24 protein-coding genes are annotated in these 24,729 nt (G+C 68.6%); 11 read left to right on the top strand and 13 right to left on the bottom strand.

Annotated elements, in window-relative coordinates:
* Nucleotides 1-37: 37 nt before the first annotated feature.
* Nucleotides 38-1,876, bottom strand: a complete 1,839-nt coding sequence (locus ACQUSM_RS00360) for an ABC transporter substrate-binding protein (RefSeq protein ID WP_435114902.1) — start codon at nt 1,874-1,876, stop codon at nt 38-40.
* A gap of 194 nt (nt 1,877-2,070) precedes the next feature.
* Here ACQUSM_RS00360 and ACQUSM_RS00355 point away from each other — a divergent pair, with 194 nt between their 5' ends.
* Nucleotides 2,071-2,223 carry a hypothetical protein gene (locus ACQUSM_RS00355; protein WP_435114901.1) on the top strand — a complete coding sequence of 51 codons (153 nt, stop codon included), beginning with the start codon at nt 2,071-2,073 and terminating at the stop codon, nt 2,221-2,223.
* Here the strand turns inward: ACQUSM_RS00355 and ACQUSM_RS00350 are convergent.
* The 6 genes from ACQUSM_RS00350 to ACQUSM_RS00325 all read right to left on the bottom strand — a co-directional run bounded on the left by ACQUSM_RS00350 (nt 2,220) and on the right by ACQUSM_RS00325 (nt 6,967).
* Nucleotides 2,220-2,765 (bottom strand): ferritin-like domain-containing protein, encoded by a 546-nt coding sequence (locus tag ACQUSM_RS00350; protein WP_435114900.1) that lies wholly within the window; start codon nt 2,763-2,765, stop codon nt 2,220-2,222. The genes ACQUSM_RS00355 and ACQUSM_RS00350 overlap by 4 nt on opposite strands.
* Nucleotides 2,762-3,334, bottom strand: a complete 573-nt coding sequence (gene dpsA / locus ACQUSM_RS00345; protein ID WP_435114899.1) for a DNA starvation/stationary phase protection protein DpsA — start codon at nt 3,332-3,334, stop codon at nt 2,762-2,764. The genes ACQUSM_RS00350 and dpsA (ACQUSM_RS00345) overlap by 4 nt, the downstream gene beginning before the upstream one ends.
* 3 nt (nt 3,335-3,337) lie before the next feature.
* Nucleotides 3,338-3,871 (bottom strand): DNA starvation/stationary phase protection protein DpsA, encoded by a 534-nt coding sequence (dpsA, locus tag ACQUSM_RS00340; RefSeq protein WP_435114898.1) that lies wholly within the window; start codon nt 3,869-3,871, stop codon nt 3,338-3,340.
* A 244-nt stretch (nt 3,872-4,115) separates the two neighbouring features.
* Nucleotides 4,116-4,775 (bottom strand): hypothetical protein, encoded by a 660-nt coding sequence (locus ACQUSM_RS00335; protein ID WP_435114897.1) that lies wholly within the window; start codon nt 4,773-4,775, stop codon nt 4,116-4,118.
* Between the two features lie 39 nt (nt 4,776-4,814).
* Nucleotides 4,815-6,740, bottom strand: a complete 1,926-nt coding sequence (locus tag ACQUSM_RS00330; protein WP_435114896.1) for a heavy metal translocating P-type ATPase — start codon at nt 6,738-6,740, stop codon at nt 4,815-4,817.
* 11 nt (nt 6,741-6,751) lie between these two features.
* Nucleotides 6,752-6,967, bottom strand: coding sequence for a heavy-metal-associated domain-containing protein (locus tag ACQUSM_RS00325; protein ID WP_435114895.1), 216 nt, complete (start codon nt 6,965-6,967; stop codon nt 6,752-6,754).
* Nucleotides 6,968-7,154: 187 nt separating this feature from the next.
* On the opposite strand from ACQUSM_RS00325, the gene ACQUSM_RS00320 reads away from it, so the two are divergent.
* Nucleotides 7,155-7,700, top strand: a complete 546-nt coding sequence (locus ACQUSM_RS00320; RefSeq protein WP_435114894.1) for an ArsR/SmtB family transcription factor — start codon at nt 7,155-7,157, stop codon at nt 7,698-7,700.
* Nucleotides 7,701-8,231: 531 nt separating this feature from the next.
* Here ACQUSM_RS00320 and ACQUSM_RS00315 read toward each other — a convergent pair.
* Complete coding sequence (locus ACQUSM_RS00315) at nt 8,232-9,821, bottom strand: Na+/H+ antiporter NhaC family protein (RefSeq protein ID WP_435114893.1); 1,590 nt, start codon at nt 9,819-9,821, stop codon at nt 8,232-8,234.
* 275 nt (nt 9,822-10,096) lie between these two features.
* Here ACQUSM_RS00315 and asd point away from each other — a divergent pair, with 275 nt between their 5' ends.
* The gene (asd, locus tag ACQUSM_RS00310) at nt 10,097-11,131 is read left to right on the top strand and encodes an aspartate-semialdehyde dehydrogenase (protein WP_435114892.1); all 1,035 of its coding nucleotides are present in this window, start codon (nt 10,097-10,099) and stop codon (nt 11,129-11,131) included.
* A 1-nt stretch (nt 11,132) separates the two neighbouring features.
* On the opposite strand, the gene ACQUSM_RS00305 is transcribed toward asd, so the two are convergent.
* Nucleotides 11,133-12,080, bottom strand: coding sequence for a D-2-hydroxyacid dehydrogenase (locus ACQUSM_RS00305; RefSeq protein WP_435114891.1), 948 nt, complete (start codon nt 12,078-12,080; stop codon nt 11,133-11,135).
* Nucleotides 12,081-12,213: 133 nt separating this feature from the next.
* On the opposite strand from ACQUSM_RS00305, the gene ACQUSM_RS00300 reads away from it, so the two are divergent.
* The gene (locus ACQUSM_RS00300) at nt 12,214-12,561 is read left to right on the top strand and encodes a nuclear transport factor 2 family protein (protein WP_435114890.1); all 348 of its coding nucleotides are present in this window, start codon (nt 12,214-12,216) and stop codon (nt 12,559-12,561) included.
* A gap of 27 nt (nt 12,562-12,588) precedes the next feature.
* On the opposite strand, the gene ACQUSM_RS00295 is transcribed toward ACQUSM_RS00300, so the two are convergent.
* Complete coding sequence (locus ACQUSM_RS00295; protein ID WP_435114889.1) at nt 12,589-13,149, bottom strand: NUDIX hydrolase; 561 nt, start codon at nt 13,147-13,149, stop codon at nt 12,589-12,591.
* Between the two features lie 9 nt (nt 13,150-13,158).
* On the bottom strand, nt 13,159-14,004 hold the full coding sequence (locus ACQUSM_RS00290; RefSeq protein WP_435114888.1) for a translation initiation factor eIF-2B: 846 nt from the start codon (nt 14,002-14,004) through the stop codon (nt 13,159-13,161).
* A gap of 105 nt (nt 14,005-14,109) precedes the next feature.
* On the opposite strand from ACQUSM_RS00290, the gene ACQUSM_RS00285 reads away from it, so the two are divergent.
* From ACQUSM_RS00285 to ACQUSM_RS00255, 7 genes are all read left to right on the top strand, one after another.
* On the top strand, nt 14,110-16,038 hold the full coding sequence (locus tag ACQUSM_RS00285) for an acetate--CoA ligase (RefSeq protein WP_435114887.1): 1,929 nt from the start codon (nt 14,110-14,112) through the stop codon (nt 16,036-16,038).
* 123 nt (nt 16,039-16,161) lie between these two features.
* The gene (locus ACQUSM_RS00280; protein ID WP_435114886.1) at nt 16,162-17,853 is read left to right on the top strand and encodes a bacterio-opsin activator domain-containing protein; all 1,692 of its coding nucleotides are present in this window, start codon (nt 16,162-16,164) and stop codon (nt 17,851-17,853) included.
* A gap of 88 nt (nt 17,854-17,941) precedes the next feature.
* Entirely contained in the window at nt 17,942-19,936 is a 1,995-nt protein-coding gene (gene acs / locus ACQUSM_RS00275; protein ID WP_435114885.1) for an acetate--CoA ligase, read from the top strand.
* 55 nt (nt 19,937-19,991) lie between these two features.
* Nucleotides 19,992-20,444, top strand: a complete 453-nt coding sequence (locus tag ACQUSM_RS00270) for a DUF4212 domain-containing protein (protein ID WP_435114884.1) — start codon at nt 19,992-19,994, stop codon at nt 20,442-20,444.
* Nucleotides 20,441-22,096 carry a VC_2705 family sodium/solute symporter gene (locus tag ACQUSM_RS00265; RefSeq protein WP_435114883.1) on the top strand — a complete coding sequence of 552 codons (1,656 nt, stop codon included), beginning with the start codon at nt 20,441-20,443 and terminating at the stop codon, nt 22,094-22,096. Before ACQUSM_RS00270 ends, ACQUSM_RS00265 begins: the two co-directional genes overlap by 4 nt.
* Before the next feature lie 3 nt (nt 22,097-22,099).
* The gene (locus ACQUSM_RS00260) at nt 22,100-22,561 is read left to right on the top strand and encodes a universal stress protein (RefSeq protein WP_435114882.1); all 462 of its coding nucleotides are present in this window, start codon (nt 22,100-22,102) and stop codon (nt 22,559-22,561) included.
* A 62-nt stretch (nt 22,562-22,623) separates the two neighbouring features.
* On the top strand, nt 22,624-23,025 hold the full coding sequence (locus tag ACQUSM_RS00255) for a hypothetical protein (protein WP_435114881.1): 402 nt from the start codon (nt 22,624-22,626) through the stop codon (nt 23,023-23,025).
* Between the two features lie 17 nt (nt 23,026-23,042).
* Here ACQUSM_RS00255 and ACQUSM_RS00250 read toward each other — a convergent pair whose 3' ends face one another.
* On the bottom strand, nt 23,043-23,240 hold the full coding sequence (locus ACQUSM_RS00250; RefSeq protein WP_435114880.1) for a hypothetical protein: 198 nt from the start codon (nt 23,238-23,240) through the stop codon (nt 23,043-23,045).
* Between the two features lie 31 nt (nt 23,241-23,271).
* A complete protein-coding gene (locus ACQUSM_RS00245; protein ID WP_435114879.1) occupies nt 23,272-24,729 on the bottom strand; it encodes an RtcB family protein in 1,458 nt (485 codons plus the stop codon).

Raw genomic sequence — 24,729 nt, 5'->3', positions numbered from 1 at the left:
AACAGTTATCATGTGGGGAGAAAAATCGGCCGGGGGGTCAGAACGTCACGTCGTCGTAGAGTCGGTCGTGGAAGCCGCTGCTCTGGACCGGCACGTCCACGTCGTCGTACCACCACTGCTGACCGCGCGGGTGGTAGTTCGTGAGGTAGATCGCGTCCTCCCAGATCGCCTCCTCCATCGTGATGAACGCCTCGTTGCGGGCCTCCTGTGCGGCCTCGCCCGGGCCGAGGTTGTTCTGAATCTGCTCCCACGCCTCGGCCGCCCGCTCGGACGCGTCGGAGGGGTCCTCGCGCCACCGGACGAGGTTCCCGTCGTACGGGCGGCCGAACTTGAGCATGTCCATGGGGGAGGGGTACTCCAGCCCGTTCCCGAGCGTGTACATGTCGAGGTTGCCGCTGACGGCCTCGCTGATGATGGTGTTGAACGGCGCGCGCTCGATCGTGAGGTCGACGTGGATCGACGCCGCCTTCGAGCGCAGGATGTTCGCGATCCGGGAGTAGGCGTCCGGGTTCCGGTCGTTGTACAGCGAGAGCGTGACCGAGGCGGGGTTGTCGGGGCCGTAGCCCGCCTCTTCCATCGTCGTCCGGGCTTCCTCCATCATCGCCTCGTTGTAGCCGTACGGGAAGTTCTCCTGCGCGTGCCGGTCGTACGCCTCCTTGCCGCCGGGGAACACCGACGGCGGGCTCTGGTGGTACGCCGGCTCGCCGACGCCGCGGAACCCCTGCTCGACGAAGTTCTCCTGGTTGACCGCGTAGTTCAGCGCCTGCCGGATCGGCTTCTCGACGCGCGAGCAGTCGAAGATGAAGTACGCGGTGTAGGCGTCGTCCCACGTCGCGTAGTTCACAGTCTCGTCGTTCGACAGCGGCCCGTACGTCCCGACCCGCTGGCCCAGTTCGCGGCTCTCCTCGAAGGAGACCTTGCTCGGATCGAACCGGGAGTTGGGGAGCTCGAACACCTGCACGCTCTCGTTGACCGCGCGCTGGTACCGCGCCTGCGTGTTCTGGACCACCTGCATCCGGATCTCGTCGGGGCCGGGCGCCTCGCCGTGGTACTCCTCGTCGGCGGCGAGGACGACCTCCGTCCCCGTCTCGACGGTGTCCGTGCGGAACGGACCCGTCCCGATCGGCGACTGGGAGGCGAACTCCGAGTACTCCATCTCGCCGTCGTACCCCTCGATGTCGCCGACGATCCCCTCCGGGACCGGGCTCAGCGAGCCGTACGCGAACCAGAACAGCGCGTCGAAGAAGGGGCTCGCGAGCGTCACCTCGAGGGTGGTGTCGTCGACGGCCTCGACCGCCAGACTCCCGGGCTCGTACACCTCCTGCTCCTCGCCGTCGACCGTCTCGGTTGTGGTCTCGTGCTCGATCTGGAAGCCACCGTTGAGGATCACGCCGCCCTCCTGACTGTTCTCGGAGGCCGCGAGGCGCTCCCAGGAGTACACCACGTCCGACGCCGTCAGCTGCTCGCCGTTGTGGAACGTCACGTCCTCGCGGAGCTGGAACGTGTACGTCCGGCCGTCGTCGGAGACCGAGTAGTCAGAGACGAGCTGTGCCTCCGGCTCCAGACTCCCGCGAGGGAGGGAGAACAGCTCGCTGAACACGTGATCGGAGACGATCTGCGAGCCGTCGCCCTTGATCTGGACCGGGTCGAAGTTCGCCGCGTTCGGGATCGACAGCGACAGCGTGTTCCCGGTCGGCGTCTCCCCGTCGCTGCTCTCGGGCGTCGCCGTCTCAGTTTCCCCACCTCCGCCGCCGGTCGCCGGGGACTCCCCTTCGTTCCCGCCACCGCTACAGCCCGCGAGCCCCGCGGTGGCGACGACCCCAGCCGTCTTCAGAAACGTCCGCCGTGCACGACCGCCCTCGTTGGAATCTTGCACACGAGCGAGATGCTTTCTGGGGCGAAATAACGGATTGGATACAGGAAACCCCACAGGGGTATGCATATTTTAAAGTTGTACGAGTCCGTGTTTGGACATCTCTACGGAACGGTCCGGTCACGTCGGGATCGCTATATAGCCCCGCGCGTCCCGACCCGAACCTTTTTCTCTTTAGGTGTCCCTAAACCCAGCTAATGCCGACGAAGGAGCAGATCGAGGCGGCCGAGACCGGCGACCTGCCCGCCGTGAACGCCCGCTGTCTCTCGACGGAACGAACCGTGTTTACAGAGGAAGGGAACGAGGACGGCTGGATCTCGACCGATCTGACGGTCGACGTCCGCCGCTAGAGGCTGTCGTCGGCGAGATAGCGCTCGACGGTGTGGGCGTCCTGTTCGATCGTGAGCAGTCCTTCTTCCAGCGCTTCCGCAGTCCGTTCGTCGCCGACCTCGCGGGCGGTCTCGATCGCTTCGCGGAACGTCACCGCGAGCGTCGCGTAGCCGTCGAGGTCGCTCGCGAGTGCGTCCCGCAGCGCGTACACGTCGCCGCCCTCGATGCGCATCGGCGCGTGCTCGCGGATGCCCATCGGCCCGTTGACGGGGACGCCGCCCAGCGCGTGGACCCGGATCGCGAGCTCGTCGGTCAGGTCGCTGAGACGGTCGGCCTGCGTCTCGAGCCGTTGCTCGACCTGCTGGGACTCCACGCCCTCGATCGTCCAGACGTGCTTGCGGAGCTGATTGAACAGGATGTACAGCCCAGAGAGGCAGCGGTTCACGTCCTCGATCACCGCGGCGGCCGCCTCGGGATCGAGCCGGATCTCGTTGTCGGTGACGCTGCCCCACTCGCGGCGCAGTTCCTCGTCGGCCGGGCGTCGGAGGTGGGGCGCGCTCATGCGTCCACCTCCACGAGCGCGTCGTCCTCGACGAAGCGCTCGATCGTGTGGGCGTCGTCCTCGATCGTCTCGAGGCGGTCCGAGAGCAGTTCGTAGCTGGCCTCGTCGCCGATCCGGTCGGCAGTCTCGATCGCCTCCCGGAAGCTGACGGCCAGCGTGGCGTACGCGTCCAGATCGCCTTCCAACGAAGCGCGCAGGCTGTAGAGGTGTTCGGCTTCGAGGTGGACCGCGGCGTACTCCTGAATCTCCGGCGGCGTGCTCACGGGGACGCCGCCGAGCTCGGTGATCCGCTCGGCGACGCTGTCGTCGATCTCGCGGAGCCGCCCATAGGCGTCACCGAGGAACTCGGCGACCTCGCCGGACTCGGCGCCCTCGGCGCTCCAGTAGTGTTTCCGCACGAGATAGAAGAGGTTGAACGCCCCCGCGTGAGCGACGTTCAGCGCCTCCACCATCTCGGCGGCCTCGTCGGGGTCGAGCCGGACCGCGTTCTCCTCGACGCTGCCCCGTTCCTGTCGGACGGTCCCGCCCGGCAGGTCGCGGACGAGCCGTCCGCGTTTTGGTTCGGACACGGCTTACTCCTGGACGAGCGTGTCGTTCTCGAGGTAGTGGTCGATGTCGTGGGCGTCGTCCTCGAGGTCCTCCAGCACCTCGCGGAGGAGTTCGGCCGTCGCGTAGTCGCCGAGGTCGGTCGCGAGGCCGACGTGCTCGCGCACGTTCTCGATCACGTCGCCGTAGGCCTCGAGGTCGGCCTCCAGCGAGTCGCGGATCGCGTACACGTCCTCGCCCTCGAACTCGACGTAGGCGTGCTCCTCCTGTGCGGCCGGGCCCGCGACGGGGACGCCGCCCAGCGCCTGCGCGCGCTCGGCGATCGCGTCGGCGTGGCTCTCGAGCGTCCCCGCGGCGTCGTCGAGGAAGTCGTGCAGGTCGCCGGACTCGGCGCCCTCGACGTTCCAGTGGTGCTTGCGTACCTGGTGGTAGAGCACGTACGTCGACGCGAGATCTCGGTTCAGGGCGTCGATGATCTGTTCGGCCTTCTCGGTGTCGATACGAACCGCGTTCTCCTCGACCGTGTCGGCACGCTGTCGGGCAGTCTTCTGGGTACTCATACTCAGTCAGTAGTTGGGCTGCCACCCTAATAAAGCTTGTAGCTGGTACTCCCCGATATCGGCGATTAGGGCGCCCAAAACCACCGATTTACGTCTTCTCAGCGCCGCCGATTCAGCCGGTTCGGCCGGGGAACGAGCGTGTCCCGTTCGACGGCGCCGACGCTGACCGGTCGAGTGTCGCCCGGAACAGTACCGGACGACTCTCCCAGCGGGCTCGGCGGACCGAAAATCGAGCGTTCTGTGGTCAGTGTTCGACGGTCGTGACCGTGAATAGCGAGTCGTCGGAGAGCACACTCCGGACGCGACCATGCCACACGTCAGCGAACAGCTCGCGCTCTTCGTCGCTCGCCGTTCCTTCGACGATCCGTTGGAGGTTGCCGAGCGCTGGCCCGCCGTCCGGAACGTCGCCGACGTGGTAGGTCACCTCGACGGTTTCGTCAGTGTCGGTCCGGCGGAATCGGAACGTCGGGGCAGCAGTATCGGGGTCGAACGCGTCGAACGTCAACATGTTCCGGCGGTCACCGTAGCCGCCGGCGAGCCCGCCGAAGCCGTCCTCCTGGGCCGCACCGGTCACGTACGAGATGAGCCGCCCCATCACGCCGTACGTGGCGTCGTCACGCGGTCCCGCAGCGAGTACCTCGACCTCGCTCCGGACGGGGAGATTGTCGGGGTACAGCGCGTCGAGTCCCAGCTGGGCGATGCGATAGGCGCCCGACGCGGTCGGGCAGGAGTGACCCGCCGCCGTCACCACGTCCTCGTAGGTGACGACGAACGGGTCGCCGGGATCGAGGACGGCGAGCGCTTCCGCGACTGGGTCACGGATCCGGATCGGTTCGGCGTCGTATTCGACGGCCATGTTCGAGCCGGGTCGGTTCGTGTGGGTCGGAGTCGTGTTCTCTGACATTGTGAGCTTTTGTGATCGCTGGTCGTGATTCGGTCCTGTTCAGTACCGCAGCAGCCGCATCCCGTTGCCGATCACGGCGAGGACGCTGGCCTCGTGGACGAGCATCCCGAGTGCGAGCGTGACGTAGCTCGTCAGGACTCCTGCCAGCAGGAGCGTCACCGTCAGCACTGCGAGGCCGACGTTCTCGTAGATGTTCCGCCGGGTGGCCTTACTGAGTGTCACCGCGTCGGGGATGCGTTCGAGATCGTCCGCCATCAGCGCCATGTCCGCCGTCTCGATGGCGGTGTCGGTCCCGGCGGCGCCCATGGCGATCCCCACGTCGGCAGTCGCCAGCGACGGCGCGTCGTTGATGCCGTCGCCGACCATCGCCACGACGTGATCCGCCTCGCGGTACTCCTCGATGACCGCTTGCTTGTCTTCGGGGAGCAGCTCCGCGCGGTAGTCGTCGATGCCGACCTCCTCGGCGACCGCACGAGCGGTACGCTCGTTGTCGCCGGTGAGCATCACCGTCTCGATGCTCGCGTCTTGGAGTCTCGCGACGACGCCGGGCGCGGCCTCGCGCAGTTCGTCCCGGAGCGCGATCGCACCGACGACGACACCGTCGCGGACGACGTGGACGGCAGTTTCGCCGCGCTCCTCGCGCTTGCGAACGTACTCCGCCACGTCGTCGGGGAGTTCGACCCCGCGCTCGTCGAGCAGTGCGCGGTTCCCGACGACGATCTCGCGGCCATCGTAGTGCGCGACGACGCCCTTCCCGGCGACGACGGCGAAATCGTCCGGGTCGGGGAGCGACCGCCCGTCCGTGGTTGCTGAATCGCCGTCCGCCCGGGAAGTCGTCGTCCCGCCATCGGCCACGGGGTCCCGTCGGTTCCGCGCCGCCTCGAGGATGGCGTCGCCGAGGTGGTGTTCGCTCTTCTTTTCGGCGATGGCCGCGAGTTCCAGCACGTCGCTGGCCTCGGCGCCGAACCCGGCAACGTCGGCGACGGTCGTCTCGCCCTTCGTGAGCGTGCCCGTCTTGTCGAAGGCGACGAGGTCGATCTTGCCCGCCCGTTCGAGGTGCTCGCCGCCCTTCATCAGAACGCCGCTTCGGGCGGCGTTGCCGATCGCGGAGACGATGCTGACCGGCGGTCCGATCACCAGGGCCCCGGGGCAACCGATGACCAGTAGCGTCAGCGACAGGATCGCGTTCTGCGTGACTGCGTAGGCCCCGATAGACAGTGCGATCACCCCGGGCGTGTAGTACTTCGCGAAGCGGTCGATGAGGCTCTCCGTCGGGGACTGGGCCTCCTGGGCCGCCTCGACGCGCTGGATGATCCGTTGGAGCGTCGTGTCCGAGCCGGCGCCCGTCGTCTCGATCTCCAGTGAGCCTTCTTGGTTGATGGTGCCGGCGTACACTTCGTCGCCGTCGGCTTTGTGGACGGGCGCGCTCTCGCCGGTGACCGGCGCCTGGTTGACGGCGCTCTCGCCCTCGACGACGTCGCCGTCCACGGGTATCTTCTCGCCGGGTTTGACGATGACGACCTCCCCCGTTTCGACCTCGCGGGCGGGGACTTCTTTCTGCTCGCCGTCGCGGCGCACGGTGGCCGTGTCGGGCGTCATCTCCAGCAGTTCTTCGAGGGCGTTGCGCGTCTTGCGCATCGTCCGGCCTTCGAGGTACGAGCCGAGCGCGAACAGGAAGACCACCGCGGCGGCCTCCCAGTACGAGCCGATACCGATCGCGCCGACGGCGGCCAAGGTCACGAGCGTCTTGATGCCGAGCGTCCGGCTTGTGACTTCGTGATAGGCGGTCTTGGCGATGTCGTAGCCACCGACGATCGCCGCGAGGATCAGGATCGCGGCGCTCGCCGTGTCGAAGGCGGAGACGTAGCCGAGGGTCCACCCGCCGGCGTACAGCAGGCCGCTCACCGCGACGATGATGGCCTTCCGGTGTTTGCGGTAGTACTGTTTTACTGATTGGGTATCCATGGCTCTCCTCCTCAGGCGGGCTGGGGCGTGTAGCCCTGGTTCTCGATGGTCTGTTCGAACGTGGCGGGGTCGGCGACGCTGTCGTCGTAGTCGATCTCGACGCGACCGGTCGAGTAGTGTACCTCGACGTCTTCGACGCCCTCCTTCTTCGAGAGGGCGCGTTCGACGGTGCTCGCACAGCTCGGACAGTCGAAGTCCATCACGCGGAGTTGCGTCGTTTCGCTCATTGCAGTTCAACGTAGCATCGGAGCCGGCATAAGTATTTTTTAAATGATATGTTTGAATAGAGATACGATGTGTTTGAACGGACAAACGAGTCGTCTCGAGCTTTCAGAGCTCTCCCGAGAACAGGCGCCGCGCGAAGTTCGGACGGCGGTCGTTATTACTTAGCGTGTACAGGCCGTTAGTTCACGTATGAGCACGTCCGATTCTGCCCGCGATCTCGAGGACATCGCCATTCGAGACACGCGGGTCTCCGACGCCATCGACGAACCGATGCGGGCGATGATTCTGGATATTCTCGCCGAGGAAGCGCTGACGGCGAGCGACGTACACGAGCGCCTCGCTGACCGCGGGGTAGATCGGACAGAGAACACCGTGCGTCACCACATCAACGAACTCCGGGATGCGGGCCTCGTGGATGTAGTTCGATTCGAGGAGGGACGGGGTGGGACAACCAAATACTACGGCGCAAACACGACCGTTCTCTCGTACTCGCTGCCGGAATCAGCCGATCTCGCTGTCGAGGAGATGGTCGACGCGGTCCAGCCACAGATCGAGAGGGCGCTCGGCACTCTGACCGATGAGTACGACGACGAGATCGACGAGATCACGGCAGAGATGCAACCCTGCGAGCACTGTCGTACCCAAAAATACGAGACGTACGTGCTCTTGACAGTCCTCCGTCGGGCGTTCGTCCGAGCACATCAAGACGGGGAGTCCGCGACGAAGGAACCCTGATACGTCTCGTTTTACCCTGAGAGGCGTCCGGTGCCGGCAGATGTGAGTACTCCCGATAGACCCCACCTCACCGACTGTTTTCACAGATCCCGCGGGACGGAGGCGTCACTACGGAATGAGTCCGTCCAACGATAGCCGATGCCTGACGCGATCATAGATTCACAGAGGGTTCTTACGGTGCGCTCGAAATGTACGCCCGGAACACTAACTGCCAGCCTCATCCCGGGGCTGCGTGCCGCGTCGGCTGGCTAACCCTCGTGCCGGGCGACCGGGTACGCCCCGGCGGGCGGTCGCTCTCGCGACGGATGTGCCGCGCCCGGGTTCGCCACGCTGTCATCGCTCCCATGTGGGAGTGCTCGGGTGGGGACTGAAGGCGCGGAGTACAGTTACCGTCCGTAGCGGTTTAAAAGGAGCGTCGGGAGGGCCTCAGTCGTCGCCGGCTGCTCGCCTCGGCGACACCGTCTGTCGTCGCCGGCTGCTCGCCTCGGCGACACCGTCTGTCGTCGCCGGCTGCTCGCCCCACCGACCCCGTCAGTCGTCCGCGGGGCCCGACTCCTGCGGTCCGTCGGCGGCGACCGGCTCGATTCCCTTGCGGCCCGCGTCGAGTTCGGAGAGCCCGTAGACGAGGCCGACGAGCACGACGACGCCGACGGGCAGCAGCGCGACGGGAGTGATCCGGGTGACCCCCCACACGAGCAGCAGCACGACGGCGACGAGCGCCACGGTGAGCGCGTAGTACAGCTGCGTGCGGACGTGGTCGATCAGGTCCGCGCCGGTGAACGTCGCCGAGAGCACCGTCGTGTCCGAGATGGGGGAGCTGTGGTCGCCGAAGATGGCGCCGGAGAAGATCACGCCGACCATCGCCGCGATGATCGTGTGGTCGCCGGTGAGGTTCCACGCGACCGGGATCACGATCGGTGTCAGGATCCCCATCGTGCCCCACGAGGTACCCGTCGAGAACGCGATGAAGGCCGCGAGCACCAGCACGAGCGCCGGCAGCACCGCGATCGGGAACTGGTCGCCGACGATCCCGGCGACGTACTCGCCGGTCTGGAGCGCGCTCACGACCTCGCCGATCCCCCACGCGAGCACGAGGATCGACACCGCCGTCAGCATCAGGCCGAACCCCTCGATCACGGTGTCCGTCGACTCCCCCAGCGTGAGGATGCCGTAGAACTTCCCGAGGGCGAACCCCGTGACGACCATCGCGAACGAGCCGTAGATCAGCGCCGACGCGAAGTCGGCGTTGGTCACCATGTCCATCAGGCTCGCGCCGGGCGAGTAGCCTGTCCACAGCGCGCTCGCGATCGTGACGGCAATGAGCACGATGATCGGCACGAAGAAGCTCACGAGCCGGGGGTTCCTCGCGCTCGGCTCGCCGAGGTCGGACTCCACGTCCTGCATCGGGCGGGCGTCGGCACGACTCACCGCGCCCGTGCGCCACGACCGGTGCTCCGCGTCGAGCATCTCGCCGAAGTCACGGCCGGAGAACACGATTATCGCGACCATCACGATCGCGAGGATGGAGTACATGTTGAACGGGATGGAGCTGAGGAACACCTCGAACGCGGGCGGGTGGTCGGACACGCCCGCGGCCGCGTACCCGTCGGATATGAGCGAGAGCTGGAACGCGACCCACGAGGAGATGCCGAGCGTCGCCACCGGCGCCGCCGTGGAGTCGACGATGTAAGAGAGCTTCTCCCGGGAGATGCGCAGGTGGTCCGAGACGTCCTTCATCGCGGAGCCGACGATCGCGGTGTTGGCGTAGTCGTCGAAGAACAGCACGACCCCGAGCAGCCACGCGACGGCGCCGACCTTCCGCTGACTGTCCAGTTTCGCGATCGCCCAGTCGCGGACCGCGTAGGAGCCGCCGAGGTTCCAGATCATCGCGACGCCGGAGCCCAACAGCAGGGTGAAGACGAGGATCCGGACGTGGAAATCCCCGGCGACCGCGGCGACGATCCAATCGAACGTCTGGACGATCCCGAGGCTGCCCGTGTAGATCACCGCCCCGGCCCAGATGCCGAGAAACAGCGACAACACCGCCTTCCGGGTCGCGATCGCCAGCACGATCGCGAGCAGCGGCGGCAGCACCGACAGCGCGCCGAACTCTGATGGCATATTCGTGGAGATATATCTCGAGACCGTATAAAACTAGTCGGCACTTCGCTCCGTAGTGGGAGGGAATCACACGTCCCTCGGGTGTGTCGGCGGCGATCCCGGCGGGACATCAGCGCGGGCGGGCGTCCGCCGAGAGTTCGTCGGCGTCGCCGGAAACGTGCCGACGGTTCGCAACTGAACCGTGACTGAGAGCTCGGAACTCTCGAAATCGGTGGGTAGCCGGGCTCTCTCCCGCTACCCGAACGCACTTAGGCACGCCACTCCCACACCGGGTAATGTCCGTACGTGTCGGCCTCCTCGGCGCCACCGGCGCCGTGGGCCAACGGTTCGTCCAACTACTCGAAGACCACCCGACGTTCGAGATCGCCGCGGTCACCGCCAGCCCGGAGAGCGCCGGGAAGGCGTACCGCGACGCCGCCAAGTGGCGCGTCGACACGCCGATTCCCGAGTACGTCGCGGGGATGACCGTCCGGGAGACCAGCCCCGAGGCGCTGCCGGACGACCTCGATCTGCTGTTCTCCTCGCTGCCCTCCGGCGTCGGCGCCGAGATCGAGCCCGAGCTCTGCCGGGCGGGGTACGTCGTCTCCTCGAACTCCTCGAACGAGCGCATGGCCGAGGACGTACCCCTGACGATCCCGGAGGTCAACGCCGACCACCTCGACCTGCTCGAAACCCAGCGCGAGGAGCGCGGCTGGGACGGCGCGCTCGTCAAGAACCCCAACTGCTCGACGATCACCATGGTCCCGACGCTCGCCGCGCTCGACCAGTTCGGCCTCGAACGCGTCCACGTCGCGACCCTGCAGGCGGTCTCGGGCGCGGGCTACTCCGGCGTCACGTCGATGGAGATCATCGACAACGTCCTCCCCCACATCGGCGGCGAGGAAGCGAAGATGGAGTCCGAGTCCCGCAAGCTGCTGGGCGACGTGGAGAACGGCGAGCTCTCGCTCCACGACGTGGACGTGTCGGCCTCCTGCAACCGCGTCCCCTCGCTCGACGGGCACCTGGAGAACGTGTTCGCCGAGCTCGACGCGAACCCGACCGCCGAGGCCGTCCACGAGGCGCTGGCGGGCCTCGACGGCGTGGACCTGCCGTCGGCGCCCGAGCAGCCGGTCCACGTGTTCGCCGATCCCGATCGCCCGCAGCCGCGGCTCGACCGGATGCGCGGACAGGGGATGCAGATCTCGGCGGGCGGGCTGCGCGAGACCGCCGAGGGCGTTCAGTACAACTGTCTCGCACACAACACCATCCGCGGCGCCGCCGGCGCGTCGGTGCTCAACGGCGAACTGCTCGTCGAAGAGGGCTGGGTCTGAGCTAGACGACGCGGTTCTCGATCTCGCCGCCGTTCTCCAGCGCCTCGTAGTTCCCCGCCACGATGTCGGCCAGTCGCTCGAAGTACACCGGGGAGTGGCCCGCGTTGTGGGGGGTGATCCGGACGTTGTCGAACCCCCAGAGCGGGTGGTCCGCCGGCAGCGGCTCGGGGTCGGTCACGTCGAGGAACGCCGCGCCGATGGCGTTGCCCCGGAGCGCGCGGACCAGCGCGTCGGTGTCGACGACGCCCCCGCGGGCGATGTTGACGAGGTTGGCGTCCGCCGGCATCGTCTTGAACGCCTCGTCGTCGAGGAGGTTCCGGGTCGCGTCCGTGAGCGGGCACGCGAGCACGACCGAGTCGCTGCGCCGCAGCGCGTCGTGGATCTCGTCGAAGCCGAGCACCTCGTCGGTCGGGCCGCCCTTCTCGGGCGTGTAGCGCACGCCGATCGTGTCGGCCTCGAACGGCTCCAGCCGATCGACGACCGCCTGTCCGATCGCGCCCATCCCGACGACGGTGACCGTCGACTCGTACAGCTCCTGACTGCCGAAGGACTGCCAGACGCGCTTCTCCTGCTGGCGGGCCGCCCGCGGGAAGTTCCGGGCCAGCGAGATCAGCGCGCCGATCACGTACTCCGAGATGTTCGGCCCGTGGACGCCCGAGGCGTTGGTGACGGCGACGCCGGCCTCCTCCAGCGCCTCCATCGGGAGGTGGCCCGTGCCGGCGTAGGAACAGGCGAACAGTTCGAGGTTCGCCGCGCGGTCGAGCATCTCGGGGTCGATGTTGAAGCCGGCGACGACCCGTGCGCTCTCGATCAGCTCCCGCTCCTCCTCGGGGGTCCGGCCGACGGCGATGTCGGCCTCGGGGAGTCGGTCGCGCATCGCGTCGGCGTACTCGTCGACGGACAGTCCGTGGATCTTCTGGCGCAGCAGCAGCACGTCTGGCTCGCTCATACTCGCGGCGTCGACCTGCGGCGAAAAGAGTGTACCCTTCTCGGCAGGTCACGCGCGGCGGCGCCGGCCGTCCCCTCGCGACACGGGCCGGCACGGGACAACGCTCAACCGGCTCGACCACACAGGCACCGCCATGGACCGAGAATCGGTCGCACGACGGTACTACGAGCTGGTCGACGCCGGCGACTACGACGCGCTGGTCGCACTGTTCACCGAGGACGTGGTCTACGAGCGCCCGGGGCAAGCGACCATCGAGGGCCGCGAGGCGCTGCGGTCGTTCTACGAGGACGGGCGGCCGCTCTCGAACGGCGAGCACGAACTCCACGCGGTCGTCCCCGACGGGAACACCGTCGCGGTCCGCGGGACGTTCCGGGGGGAGCAGAACGGCGACGCCGTCGAACTCGGCTTCGCGGACTTCCACGAGTTCGACGGCGAGTCGATCGCGCGCCGCTACACGTACACGGACCGGGACACCGTGTGATCGAGGCCGGCCGGAGGACGGTCGACGCTACACCACGGGCGGCGCGGTCCGGTCCTCGATCACCGGGATCGCGTTCGCCGGCGCCTCGTCGAACCACCGGACTTCGAGCAGTTCTTCCCCCTCGTCCAGTCGGCCCGGGTCGACGCCCGCCTCGCCGCCCACGGCGTCGGCGGTGAAGAACACCTCGAGCAGGTAGCCCCGCCGCTGCGGGTCGTCCCGGCGGACGAACCGCTTGCGAACCGCGCGCCAGACGCCCGTGATCTCGCAGTCGACGCCCGTCTCCTCCCGGACCTCGCGGCGGGCCGTCTCGGGGAACGTCTCGCCCGGCTCGTGGCCGCCGCCGGGCAGCACCCACGTCTCGGGGTCGCGGTCGTCGCGGAGCAGGAGCAGTCGCCCCTCGCCGTCGGTGACGCGGGCGCCCGCGGCGCCGCGGGCCCCGGACTCGAACAGCGCGACGCCGTCGGCGAAGAAGTCAGGGTCGTTGAGCCGGGTCACGTCCACGACCGGGAACGCGCCGAACCGTTCGCGCAGGCTCTCGATCCGGTCGTCGACGGCGCGCCGGGTGCGGATCGAGAGCGGGTCGCTCATCGGCCGGGGTCAGGGCTCCTCGACGCCCTCGTCGGTGATCAGCGTGTCCACCAGTTCGACCGGCGTCGCGTCGTACGCGGGGTTCTCGATCTCGACGCCCTCGACGGGCTCGCGCATCACTTCGCTGCCCGGGCGGTACTCGTTCTCGAAGCGGAACTCGTCGATCACCTTGGTCGAAGAGCCGACGACCGTCACAGGCACGTCCTCGCGGTCCGCGACGGCGGCGATGGGGTAGGTGCCGATACGGTTGTACAGCGTCCCCTCGACGATGCAGTCCATGCCGACGATCACGCGGTCGACCTCGTCCATGACGTAGCCCGCGGCGCTGTCGACCAGCAGGTGGGGCTCGACGCGGTCGATCCCCGCGAGCATCCGGGCGGTCTTGCGCCCGAGGTAGCGCGGCCGGGCCTCGGTGACGTACGCAGTCAGGTGTTTTCCGTCTGCGCAGGCGGTCTCGACGGCTTCGAGGACGGTCGAGGAGTAGTCGTGTGTCAGGATCGTCTCGCCGTCGTCGAACGTGTCCGCCGCGTGGGCGGCCGCGCGGCGCTTCCCCGACTCGACGCGCTCGACTGCCTCCTCGATCGCCTGTTCGAGCAGCGACTTGGCCTCCTCGGGGGTGTCGGCCTCGCCCACCACCGCGTCGGTGATGCTGCGCATCGCGGTGTGGAGCGAGGCGTGGGAGGGGTTCGCCCGCCGGAGGGCGCCGGCGTTGTGTTCGAGGTCGCGGTCGAACGCGTCCGCGGAGACGTACTCCCGATCCAGTAGCTCCCGGAGTGCGGTGGCGGCTTTCACCGCCACGGCCGAGGAGGAGTGGCTCCGCATCTCCCGGATCTCGGCGACCGTCTCGTCGATCATGGTCGCCGCTGGGGTCGCTCGCCCGATAGGTGTTGCTACTCGCGGAACGGGCGAACGGAGCCCCGAGCGGGAAACTTATCTCCCTCACACTACCCACCCCAAACGATGACGGGCGACGGCGCCGACCGCACGCCGGGAGCGGCGATCAAGCCGCCGGCGTGGTTCAGGTCGGCCGCGGCGGTCTCGGACCCCGAGATCTACGACCAGTTCGAGCGCGAGTGGCCCGACTGCTGGGAGCGCGCCGGCGATCTGCTCGACTGGGAGCGCGAGTACGAGACGGCGTTCCGCGGCGGCGACACGCCGCCGTTCGAGTGGTTCCCCGGCGGGGAACTCAACGCCTCGGTCAACTGTCTCGACCGCCACCTCCCCGAACGCAAGAACCAGCGCGCGCTCGTCTGGGAGGGCCAACTCGACGAGCGCCGGAGCTACACCTACCTCGAACTGTACCGCGAGGTGAACGCGCTCGCGGCCGGGCTGCGCGACCTCGGCGTCGAAGAGGGCGACGTGGTGACGATCTACCTCCCGATGGTGCCGGAGCTCCCGGCGGCGATGCTCGCGTGTGCCCGCCTCGGCGCGATCCACAACGTCGTCTTCGCCGGCTTCTCCGCGGACGCGCTCGCGACGCGGATGCGGCGGGCCGACTCCGGCTTCCTGCTCACCTGCGACGGCTACTACCGCCGCGGCGACGCCATCGCCCAGAAGAACAAAGCCGACAACGCCCGGCTCGCGCTGGACCGCGACGTGGACGTGGTCGTGCTCGACCACCTCGGGCAGGGCGTCCACCTCGGCGAGGGGTACCACGACTACGGCGACCTGATCGACGCCCACGAGGGGACCGAGGTCGAGCCGGTCGCCCGGGACGCCGCCGACCCCCTGTTCCGGATCTACACCTCCGGCACCACCGGCGAACCCCGGGGCGTCACCCACACCACGGGCGGCTACCTCGCTCACGTCGCGTGGACCGCCCAGTCGGTGCTGGACATCCGCCCGGAGGACACCTACTGGTGTGCCGCCGACATCGGCTGGATCACGGGCCACTCCTACGTCGTCTACGGCCCGCTCGCGCTCGGGACGACCACCGTGCTCTCGGCTGGGACGGCCGACCACCCCGAGCGCGACCGGCTCTGGAAGCTGATCGATCGCCACGCCGTCGACGTGTTCTACACCGCGCCCACGGCGATCCGGGCGTTCATGAAGTGGGGCGCCGAGCACCCCGAGCGCCACGACCTCTCCAGCCTCCGCCTCCTCGGCACGGTCGGCGAACCGATCGACGAGCGCGCGTGGCACTGGTACCGCGACCACATCGGCGGCGGCGACTGCCCGATCGTCGACACGTGGTGGCAGACCGAGACGGGGGCGATCCTCGTCTCGACGCTGCCCGGCGTCGACGCGATGAAGCCCGGTGCGGCGGGGAAACCCCTCCCCGGAATCGAGGCCGAAGTGTTGGGGCCGACAGGGGAGCCGGTCGAGCCCGGCGAGCGCGGCGAGCTCGTCCTCACGCGGCCGTGGCCGGGGATGCCCACCGCGCTCGCGGAGGGGACCAACTGGGGCGAACGCGCGGCGACGGAGCGGGACGGCTGGCGCTACTACCCGGAGGACGCCGCGACGGTCGACGACGACGGCTACGTCACGTTCCTCGGCCGCGCCGACGAGGCGGTCAACGTCGCCGGCCGGCGGTTCAGCACGATGGAGTTGGAGTCGACGATCGTCGGCGTCCCCGGGATCGCGGAGGCCGCGGTCGTCGGCGCGGACCACGAGACTACCGGCACCGCGATCTACGCGTTCGTCGCGCCCGAACACGGCGCCGACGAGGGCGCGCTCCGGGAGCGAGTCCGCGATGCGGTCGAGGACGCCGTCGGCGCCGTCGCGATCCCCGAGGCTATCGTGTTCACCCCGGACCTCCCCAAGACGCGCTCGGGGAAGATCATGCGCCGCCTGCTCGAAGACGTGGCCAACGGCGAGGATCTCGGCGACACGTCGGCGCTGCGCAACCCCGAGATCGTCGGGGAACTCCAGTCCCGGACGCCGAACTGATTTCGGATCAGTCGCTCGTCCGAAACCGGTTTCGGCGCTTCTCACCGTTCGAATCCCCCTACCCCGAGGAGATTCGAGAATCGAGCGGTGCACTTATTTCGCTTCGCGCGACAGACCGAAACCGTGTCACTGACGCCCGCGGCGTACGACCGGCTCCGGCGCGCGACCCGGACCCACCGCGAGGAGCTCGCGGTCCGACTGGCCGGCGAGGCCGGGCTCCGGCCCGTCGAGCAGGCACGCCTCCGGCCCGGTGACGTGTTCGAACACGGCGATACTCACCTCGTTGCGGTCCACGACGAGTCGACGGCCGCCGCGCGCGAGGCGGGCGAGTCACCGGAGCCGGCCCGGGAGACGGTGCTGCCCGACGGCGTCGCCCACGACCTGCGGCAGTACGCGGCGAGCAACGGGATCGACGACGACGAGCCGCTGTTCTCGGTGTCGCCCCGACGGCTCGCGATGCTGATCCGGGAGGTGTCCGACCGCGTCGACGGCGTCGACGCCGCGGCGCCGGATCTACGCGAGCACTTCGCCGCCGGCCTGCTCGACGAGGGCGTCCCGGCAACCGTCGTCGCGGCCGCCGGGGGCTGGGACAGACTCGACAGCCTCGCCCCGCTCCTGCCCGAGCCCGACCGCGACGCGCTGGTCCGGGCGGCGACCGAGCGCGAGCAGGGGTCCGGCGCCGGCGGGCTGGCCCGCCGCACGCTCGCCGCCGCGCGAGGGCTGCCCGACGCGCTCCACGACGCCGGGGATCGAGAGACCGTCGCGGCGACCGTCTGCGACCGACTGGCGGATATCGAGGGGGTCCAGTTCGCGTGGCTCGCGGAGCGGACCGGCGAGACCGTCACGCTCCGCCACGTCGCCGGCGTGCCGGAGCGGACCGTCCGCGACCACCTCGACGACAACCGCGACGCGATGGAGGCGGTCGCCGCCGAGGGAACCGCCCGCCAGCTTCCGGGTCCGGACGGGCCGATCGTCGTCGCCCACGCCCCGGGCGGCGACGCCGGCGGGGCGCTGCTGGCCGTCGGGGCGAGTCAGCAGGTCGACGATGCGGCGACGGACGCGGTCGCGGCCGTCGCCGGGCAGACCGCCCACGCGCTCGCGGCCGTGCGGCGCAAGCGACTCGTGCTCTCGGACTCGGCGGTCGAACTCGACTTCCGGTGTCCGGCGGCGGCGTCGGCGCTCGCCGACCTCTCGACGGCGCTGTCCTGCCGGGTCGAACTCTCCGGGCTCGTCCCGGTCGACGGCGACTCGCTGCTGTTCTACGCGGCCGTCGAGGGGGCGAACGCCGAGTCGGTGCTGACGCGGGCGGCGGCAGCCGACGCGGTCGAGGACGCACGGCTGCTCGAGGAGTACGACGACGGCGCGGCGATCGAACTGGTGTTGACCGCGACGCCGGTCCTCCCGGTGGTCGAGCACGGGGGACGGGTCAGGTCGCTCTCGGCGGCCGACGGCGTGACGACGCTCACGGCGGAACTGCCCGGCGACGCCGACGTGCGTGCGACCGTCGACGCCGTGACCGACGCCTACTCGTCGGTACGACTGGCCGCGAAACGGCAGGTCGACCGGCCGGTCGAGACCGACGCCGGGTTCCGCGAACGGCTCGGCGATCGCCTCTCCGAGCGGCAGACGACCGTGCTCCGGGCGGCCTACCACGCGGGCTACTTCGAGTGGCCGCGGGACACGACCGCCGAGGAGCTGGCCGACTCCGTCGGCGTCTCGGCGCCGACGCTGCACAACCACCTCCGAAACGCCGAGGGGAAACTGCTCACCGCCTTTTTCGAGGACGCTCCCGCGGGGGAGAGAGGGGGTCGCTGAGCCCCGACCGACGGGCGAAACCGGGCGCGGTTTGGATAATTAGCGCCCCCGTTTATATGATGGGAAGGTGGATCGTCGGCGATAGATCATGGGTGATCAAGACGCGGAACTGGAAGCGCGGCTCGAAGCGCAGGACGTGTTCGAGCCGCCGGAATCGTTCGTCGAGCAGGCGAACGTCTCGGATCCCGACATCTACGGGGAGTTCGAAGAGAACTGGCCGGAGTGTTGGGAGGCCGCGGCCGACATGCTCGACTGGGACACCGAGTACGACACCGTACTCGACGACTCGAACCCGCCGTTCTACGAGTGGTTCACCGGGGGAGAGCTCAACGCCTCGGCGAACTGCATCGACCGGCACCTCGACGAGCGGGGCGACGACGCCGCGATCGAGTGGGTCGGCGAGCCGACCGCGGAGGAGAACCGCACGTACACGTACGAAGAGCTCCACCGCGAGGTGAACGAGTTCGCGGCCGCGCTGCGGGAGATGGGCGTCGGCGAGGGCGACGTGGTGACGATGTACATGCCGATGATCCCCGAGCTCCCGATCGCGATGCTCGCGTGTGCCCGAATCGGCGCGCCGCACTCGGTCGTGTTCGCCGGCTTCTCCGCCGACGCGCTCGCGACTCGCATGAACGCCGCCGACTCCGAGTACCTCGTCACTGCCGACGGCTACTACCGTCGCGGCGACCCGCTCGACCACCTCGAGAAAGCCAACGAGGGCCTCGGCGGCGTCGACCACGAGGTGTCGGACACGGTGGTCGTCGGCCGGCTCGCGGCCAACGGCGACGATCACGGTCACGAACTGGGCGAGTCACAGCACGACTACGACGACCTCGTCGCCGCCCACGAGGGCGCGACGGTCGAACCGGTCGAACGTGACGCCGAGGACATGCTGTTCCTGATGTACACCTCGGGGACGACCGGCGAGCCGAAGGGGGTGAAACACACCACGGGTGGCTACCTCTCGTGGGCGGCGTGGACCTCCCAGGCGGTGCTGGACATCAAGCCCGAGGACACGTACTTCTGTTCGGCCGATATCGGCTGGATCACCGGCCACTCCTACATCGTCTACGGCCCGCTTTCGCTGGGGACGACCACGATGATGTACGAGGGGACGCCCGACCACCCCGAACGCGACCGCCTCTGGGAGATCGTCGAAGAGTACGACGCCACGCAGTTGTACACGGCCCCCACCGCCATCCGCGCGTTCATGAAGTGGGGCTCGGAGTTCCCCGACAGCCACGACCTGTCGAGTCTCCGTCTCCTCGGCACGGTCGGCGAACCGATCAACCCCCGGGCGTGGAAGTGGTACTACAAACACATCGGGGACGAGAACTGCCCGATCGTCGACACGTGGTGGCAGACCGAGACGGGCGGGATGATGGTCACCACCCTGCCGGGCGCCAAGGAGATGAAGCCCGGCTCCGCCGGGCCGGCGCTCCCGGGCATCGACGCGGAGATCCTCGACACGACGGGTGAGCCGGTCGAACCCGGACGTGCGGGCTACCTCACGATCCAGAAACCGTGGCCGGGGATGCTGCGCACGCTGTACCAGAACGACGAGCGGTACATCGACGAGTACTGGCGGGAGTACTCCGACACCGACTCCGACGATCCCGAGGACTGGGTGTACTTCCCGGAGGACGGAGCGAAGATCGACGAGGACGGCTACATCACCGTGCTCGGTCGGGTCGACGACGTGCTGAACGTCTCGGGCCACCGGCTGGGGACGATGGAGATCGAATCGGCGATCGTCGGCGTCGAGGGCGTCGCCGAGGCCGCCGTCGTCGGCGGCGATCACGAGGTGAAAGGGGAAGCCGTCTACGCCTACGTCATCACCGAGGACGGCCACGCGGGTGACGAGGAGCTCCGGCAGGCCATTATCGAGGGGGTCGAGGACGCGATCGGCCCGATCGCCCGTCCCGAGCAGGTGATCTTCACCCCCGAACTCCCCAAGACGCGCTCGGGCAAGATCATGCGCCGACTGCTGGAAGACATCGCCAACGGCGCCGAACTCGGCGATACTTCCACCCTCCGCAACCCCGATATCGTCGAGGAGATCCGCACCAGCGTACAGGACTGACGACCGTGTTCCGACTTCGAGACACCACCGACAACGCCGACACACGACACGACCTATGACACAGAATCCCTCACACGAACCGGACGACACGGCCGAGGACCTCGCCACCGATGGTGGGGTTCCCGAGGAGGAGGCCGACGTCGACTATCTCGACACCGAGATCAACATCCTGAAACCGAAGACGCCGTTCATGCGCGACCACCTGAAGCAGGTGTGGGCCGGCTTCATCGCGTGGACGATCCTCACGTGGGGGCCGGTGACGGCGACGTTCCTCGCGCCGGGGCTGATGACCCAGGAGATCCCGATCATCCAGTTCCCCGCCCACTACTTCGCCGTCGCGTTCGTCGCCCCCACCAGTTCGCTCGTGCTCGCGTACATCTACACGAGACGGCGCGACCGACTGGACGAGAAGTACGGTATCGACCACTCCACGCCTGCCGAGAGCGAGGAGGACACGTCACCGCCCGAGGAGGGGGCCGCCGTCTCCGACGGGGGTGAGGCGAAATGAATCTCGCCGCCGTGAACGCCGCGGTCCTCCAGTCGAACGAGCTCCTGCCGGAGGCGCTCGACATCTCGTTCAAGCCGATCCCCGCGGTGCTGGTGATCGCGATGCTCGCGCTGTTCCTCGTCGTCGGCTACCTGTTCAAGGTGGCCGACACCGAGGGGATGTGGGTCGCGGGCCGCTCGATCGGCAACGTCGAGAACGGGATGGCGATCGGCGCCAACTGGATGTCCGCGGCCTCGTTCCTCGGGCTCGCCGGGCTGGTCGCCCTCTCGGGGTTTTACGGGCTCGCGTTCATCATCGGCTGGACGGCCGGCTACTTCGTCCTCCTGATCTTCCTCGCCGCCCAGATGCGGCGGTTCGGGAAGTACACCGCGCCGGACTTCGTCGGCGACCGTTTCAACTCCGACACCGCCCGCGCGCTGGGCGCGCTGACGACGATCCTGATCGGCTTCGTCTACTCGGTCGGGCAGGCCCGCGGGATGGGGCTGGTCGGCCTGTACGTGTTCGGCACGGACTACGTGACGATGGTGCTGATCATGATGGCGATCACCGTCGCCTACCTCACCCTCTCGGGGATGATGGGCGCGACGAAGAACATGGCCGTGCAGTACGTCATCCTGATCGTCGCGTTCCTCGCCGCGGTGTACGTCGTCGGCTTCACCGGCGACTACTCCACGGTCCTCCCACAGATCGAGTACGGGGCGCTGATCAGCGACCTCAACAGCGAGTTCTCCGAACCGTTCGCGAACTCCTCGTTCTTCCTGTGGATCGCCACGGCGTTCTCGTTGGTGTTCGGGACGTGTGGGCTGCCACACGTGCTCGTTCGGTTCTACACCGTCGAGAACGAGAAAGTCGCCCGCCAGTCGACGGTGTGGGGGCTGTTCTTCATCATGCTGCTGTACTGGGGCGCACCCGCGCTGGCGGCATTCGGCGTCGACCTCTACGACGCCTCCCAGTACGGCCCGACGTACGCCGCCGAGGGCGGGATGAGCGGCGGCGAGGGTGACCTGATCGTCGTGCTCGCCGCCCAGCTGTCGAACCTCCCGACGTGGTTCGTCGGCCTCGTCGCCGCCGGCGGGATCGCCGCCGCGATCGCGACGACCGCCGGGCTGTTCATCACGGCCTCCTCAGCGGTTTCCCACGACATCTACACCAACATCATTAACCCCGACGCGACCCAGCGCGAGCAGGTGCTCGTCGGCCGAGCGACGATCGTCGTCCTCGGCGCGATCGTCAGCGTCACCGCACTCGACCCGCCGGCGCTGGTGGGCGAGCTCGTCGCGCTGGCGTTCTCGCTCGCGGCGATCGTGCTGTTCCCGATGTTCTTCCTCGGCCTGTGGTGGGAGAACACCAACCGACAGGGCGCGCTCGCGGGGATGATCGTCGGCCTCACGATCTGGGTCGCCGCCGTGGTGAACGACCTGATCGTGCCGTTCAGCGACCTGTACGGGCAGGTGTTCCCGGCGATCGGCGCCGCGCTCGTCGGCACGCCGATCGTGTTCGCGATCACCATCGCCGTCTCCAAGTTCACCGAGGAGCCGCCCGAGGAGACCAAGCGGATGGTCCGACAGTGTCACAGCCCCGAACCGATGTCCCGACAGGAGAGCGCCGAAGACGTCGCGACCGACGGGGGCGAGACCCCCGCGGACGACTGACCAATGTACGACGATATCCTCGTTCCGACCGACGGAAGCGACACCGCCGAGGCCGCCGTGGACCGCGCGGTCGACCTCGCCGCGAAGTACGACGCCACCGTCCACGCGCTGTACGTGATCGACGTGGACGCCGTGAACTACTCGCTGGGCACCGAGCAGGTGGACCGCATCCGGCAGGGCCACCTCGACGACATGCCCGAGGTGAAGCAGGCCGCCGACGACGCGACGGGCTACGTCGCCGACACCGCCGCGGCCGCTGGCGTCCCCGCCGAGGAGCACGTCCGCGCCGGCCAGCCCGCGCTGGCGATCCGTGACGCGATCGAGGAGATCGGCGCCGACCTCGTCGTGATGGGGAGCCACGGTCGCTCGGGCATCTCGCGGGCGCTGCTGGGCAGCGTCGCCGAGAAGGTGCTCCGGAAGACGAAGATCCCCGTGCTCGTCGTAGACGCGCGGGGGGAGGAGTGACTCGGCGGCGCTGACCGCACCGCCGCCGAAACCCACGTATCGCTCGGGCGCCTACGGCGCCCATGGCCTACCCCGTCACCTACTACTGCCCGCGCTGTGGCGCCGTCCACGAACTCGAGCGCGAGGGGTATCTCGCCGACAAAACCGTCACGCCGTACCCACTCGAAGGGTGGGAGTACGTCGCCCCGGACGAGCCGTTCGAGGACGAGGGGGGCGTCGACGGCGTCCGGTTCGTCTGCGGTCGGGACGAGGAGCTGTTACTGACGGGCGAGGAACTGCCGGACGCCGCCGAGGCGCCCGACTCCGGCTGCGGGGAGCCGTTCTACCTCTCGTTCGTCCGGTTCGAGGACGGAAAAGAGATCCAACCCGAGCGCGGCGACGACCGCGTCACCATCGGCGTCGGCCCGCAGCGACCGCGCGGGCCGGACAGCCCGAACGGTCCGAGCGGTCCCCACGGCGACTGAACGCGGGGGGACAGCGATCAGTCCCCCCGCAGCCGTTCGTACACCGTCGGGTGGCTGAGCAGGTTCGCCGCCGTGAGCGCGAACAGCACCACGCCCACGACGACGACCACCTGCGTGTACGGGTCCGGCGGGATCAGCAGCGCCGACAGCGGGACGGCGACGGCGAGGATGGCGACGGCGATGCCGACGAACCGACCGCGCCGCGTTTCGAGCATACGCCCCGTAGCGCTCGGTCCGACGTAAAGCTCAGCCTTTGATGTTGCAGACCGGGAACGTCCGCGCCACCTTGTCGCCGATGTCTAGCTCGTCGCTGACCCGGACCACCTCGTCCACGTCCTTGTACACGCCGGGGGCCTCCTCGGCAATGGTGGCGCCGGAGTTGGCTTTCACGTAGACGTGCTCCTGTTCGGCGAGGTCGTCCTGCACGTCGCCGCCCCAGAACTCGGATTTGGCCTGCGTCCGGGACATCAGCCGCCCCGCGCCGTGGGCCGTGGAGCCGAACGTCTCCGCGAGCGAGCGGTCGCCGCCTTTCAGCACGTAGCTGCCGGCGCCCATCGATCCCGGGATGATGACGGGCTGGCCCACGTCGCGGTAGGCGGCGGGCACCTCCTCGCGGCCGGGCGGGAACGCGCGGGTCGCGCCCTTCCGGTGGACGAACAGGTCGCGCTGCTCGCCGTCGACCTCGTGGGTCTCGCGCTTGGCGATGTTGTGGGCCACGTCGTACAGCAGCTCCACGTCCGCGGTGTCGACGCTTTCGAACACGTCGGCGAGCGTCTCCCGCGTCCGGTGGGTGATGAGCTGGCGGTTCACCCACGCGAAGTTCACCGCCGCGCACATGGCGCCGTAGTACTCCTCGGCCAGCGCCGAGTCCGCGGGAGCGGCCGCGAGATCCTTGTCGGGCAGTTCGTCGAGCAGATCGCCGTGGTCCTGCTCGATCTTCCGCACGTAGTTCGAGCAGATCTGGTGGCCGAGCCCGCGGCTGCCGCAGTGGATCAGGACCACGATCTGCCCCGCCTCCAGTCCGTAGGCGTCGGCGACGGCGTCGTCGAACGTGTCGGTGACGCGCTGGAGTTCGAGGAAGTGGTTGCCCGAGCCGAGGCTCCCCATCTGGTTCATCCCGCGATCCTTGGCCTTCTTGGAAACGTACTCGGGCTTCGCGTCCGGGCGCCGACCCTCGTCCTCGCAGTGCGCGAGGTCGTGCTCGGTCGCGTACCCCTCCTCGACGGCCCACTCGACGCCGCGTTCGAGCGCCCCCTCGACGGCGTCGCGGCTCCCCTCGATGACGCCGCCGCCGCCGAGGCCGGAGGGGACCGCGTCGAACAGCGCGTCGACCACCTCCTCCTCGCGGCCGCGCACGTCGTCGTACACGAGATTAGTTTTCAGTAATCTTACTCCGCAATTAATGTCGAAACCCACCGCTCCGGGCGAGATGCAGCCGTCCTCGGCGTCGATCGCGCCGACGCCGCCGACCGGGAACCCGTACCCCTGGTGGGCGTCGGGCATCGCGAGGGCGTACTTCGTCATCCCGGGCAGCGCCGCGGCGTTTTTCAGCTGCTTGAGGCTGGCGTCGTCGCCGATGTCTTCGAGCAGCGCCTCGCTCGCGAGCACGCGGCCCGGGACTTCCATGTCGCCCTCCTGTGGGATCTCCCAGACGTGCTCCCGGACGCGCTCGAGCGTCACGTCGCCGAACTCTCTCGTAGTCAT

This window comes from Halolamina sp. C58 (assembly GCF_051195095.1).
Classification (GTDB): Archaea; Halobacteriota; Halobacteria; order Halobacteriales; family Haloferacaceae; genus Halolamina.
Note: the sequence above shows the minus strand (reverse complement) of the source record. Positions and strands in the feature narration are given on the sequence as shown.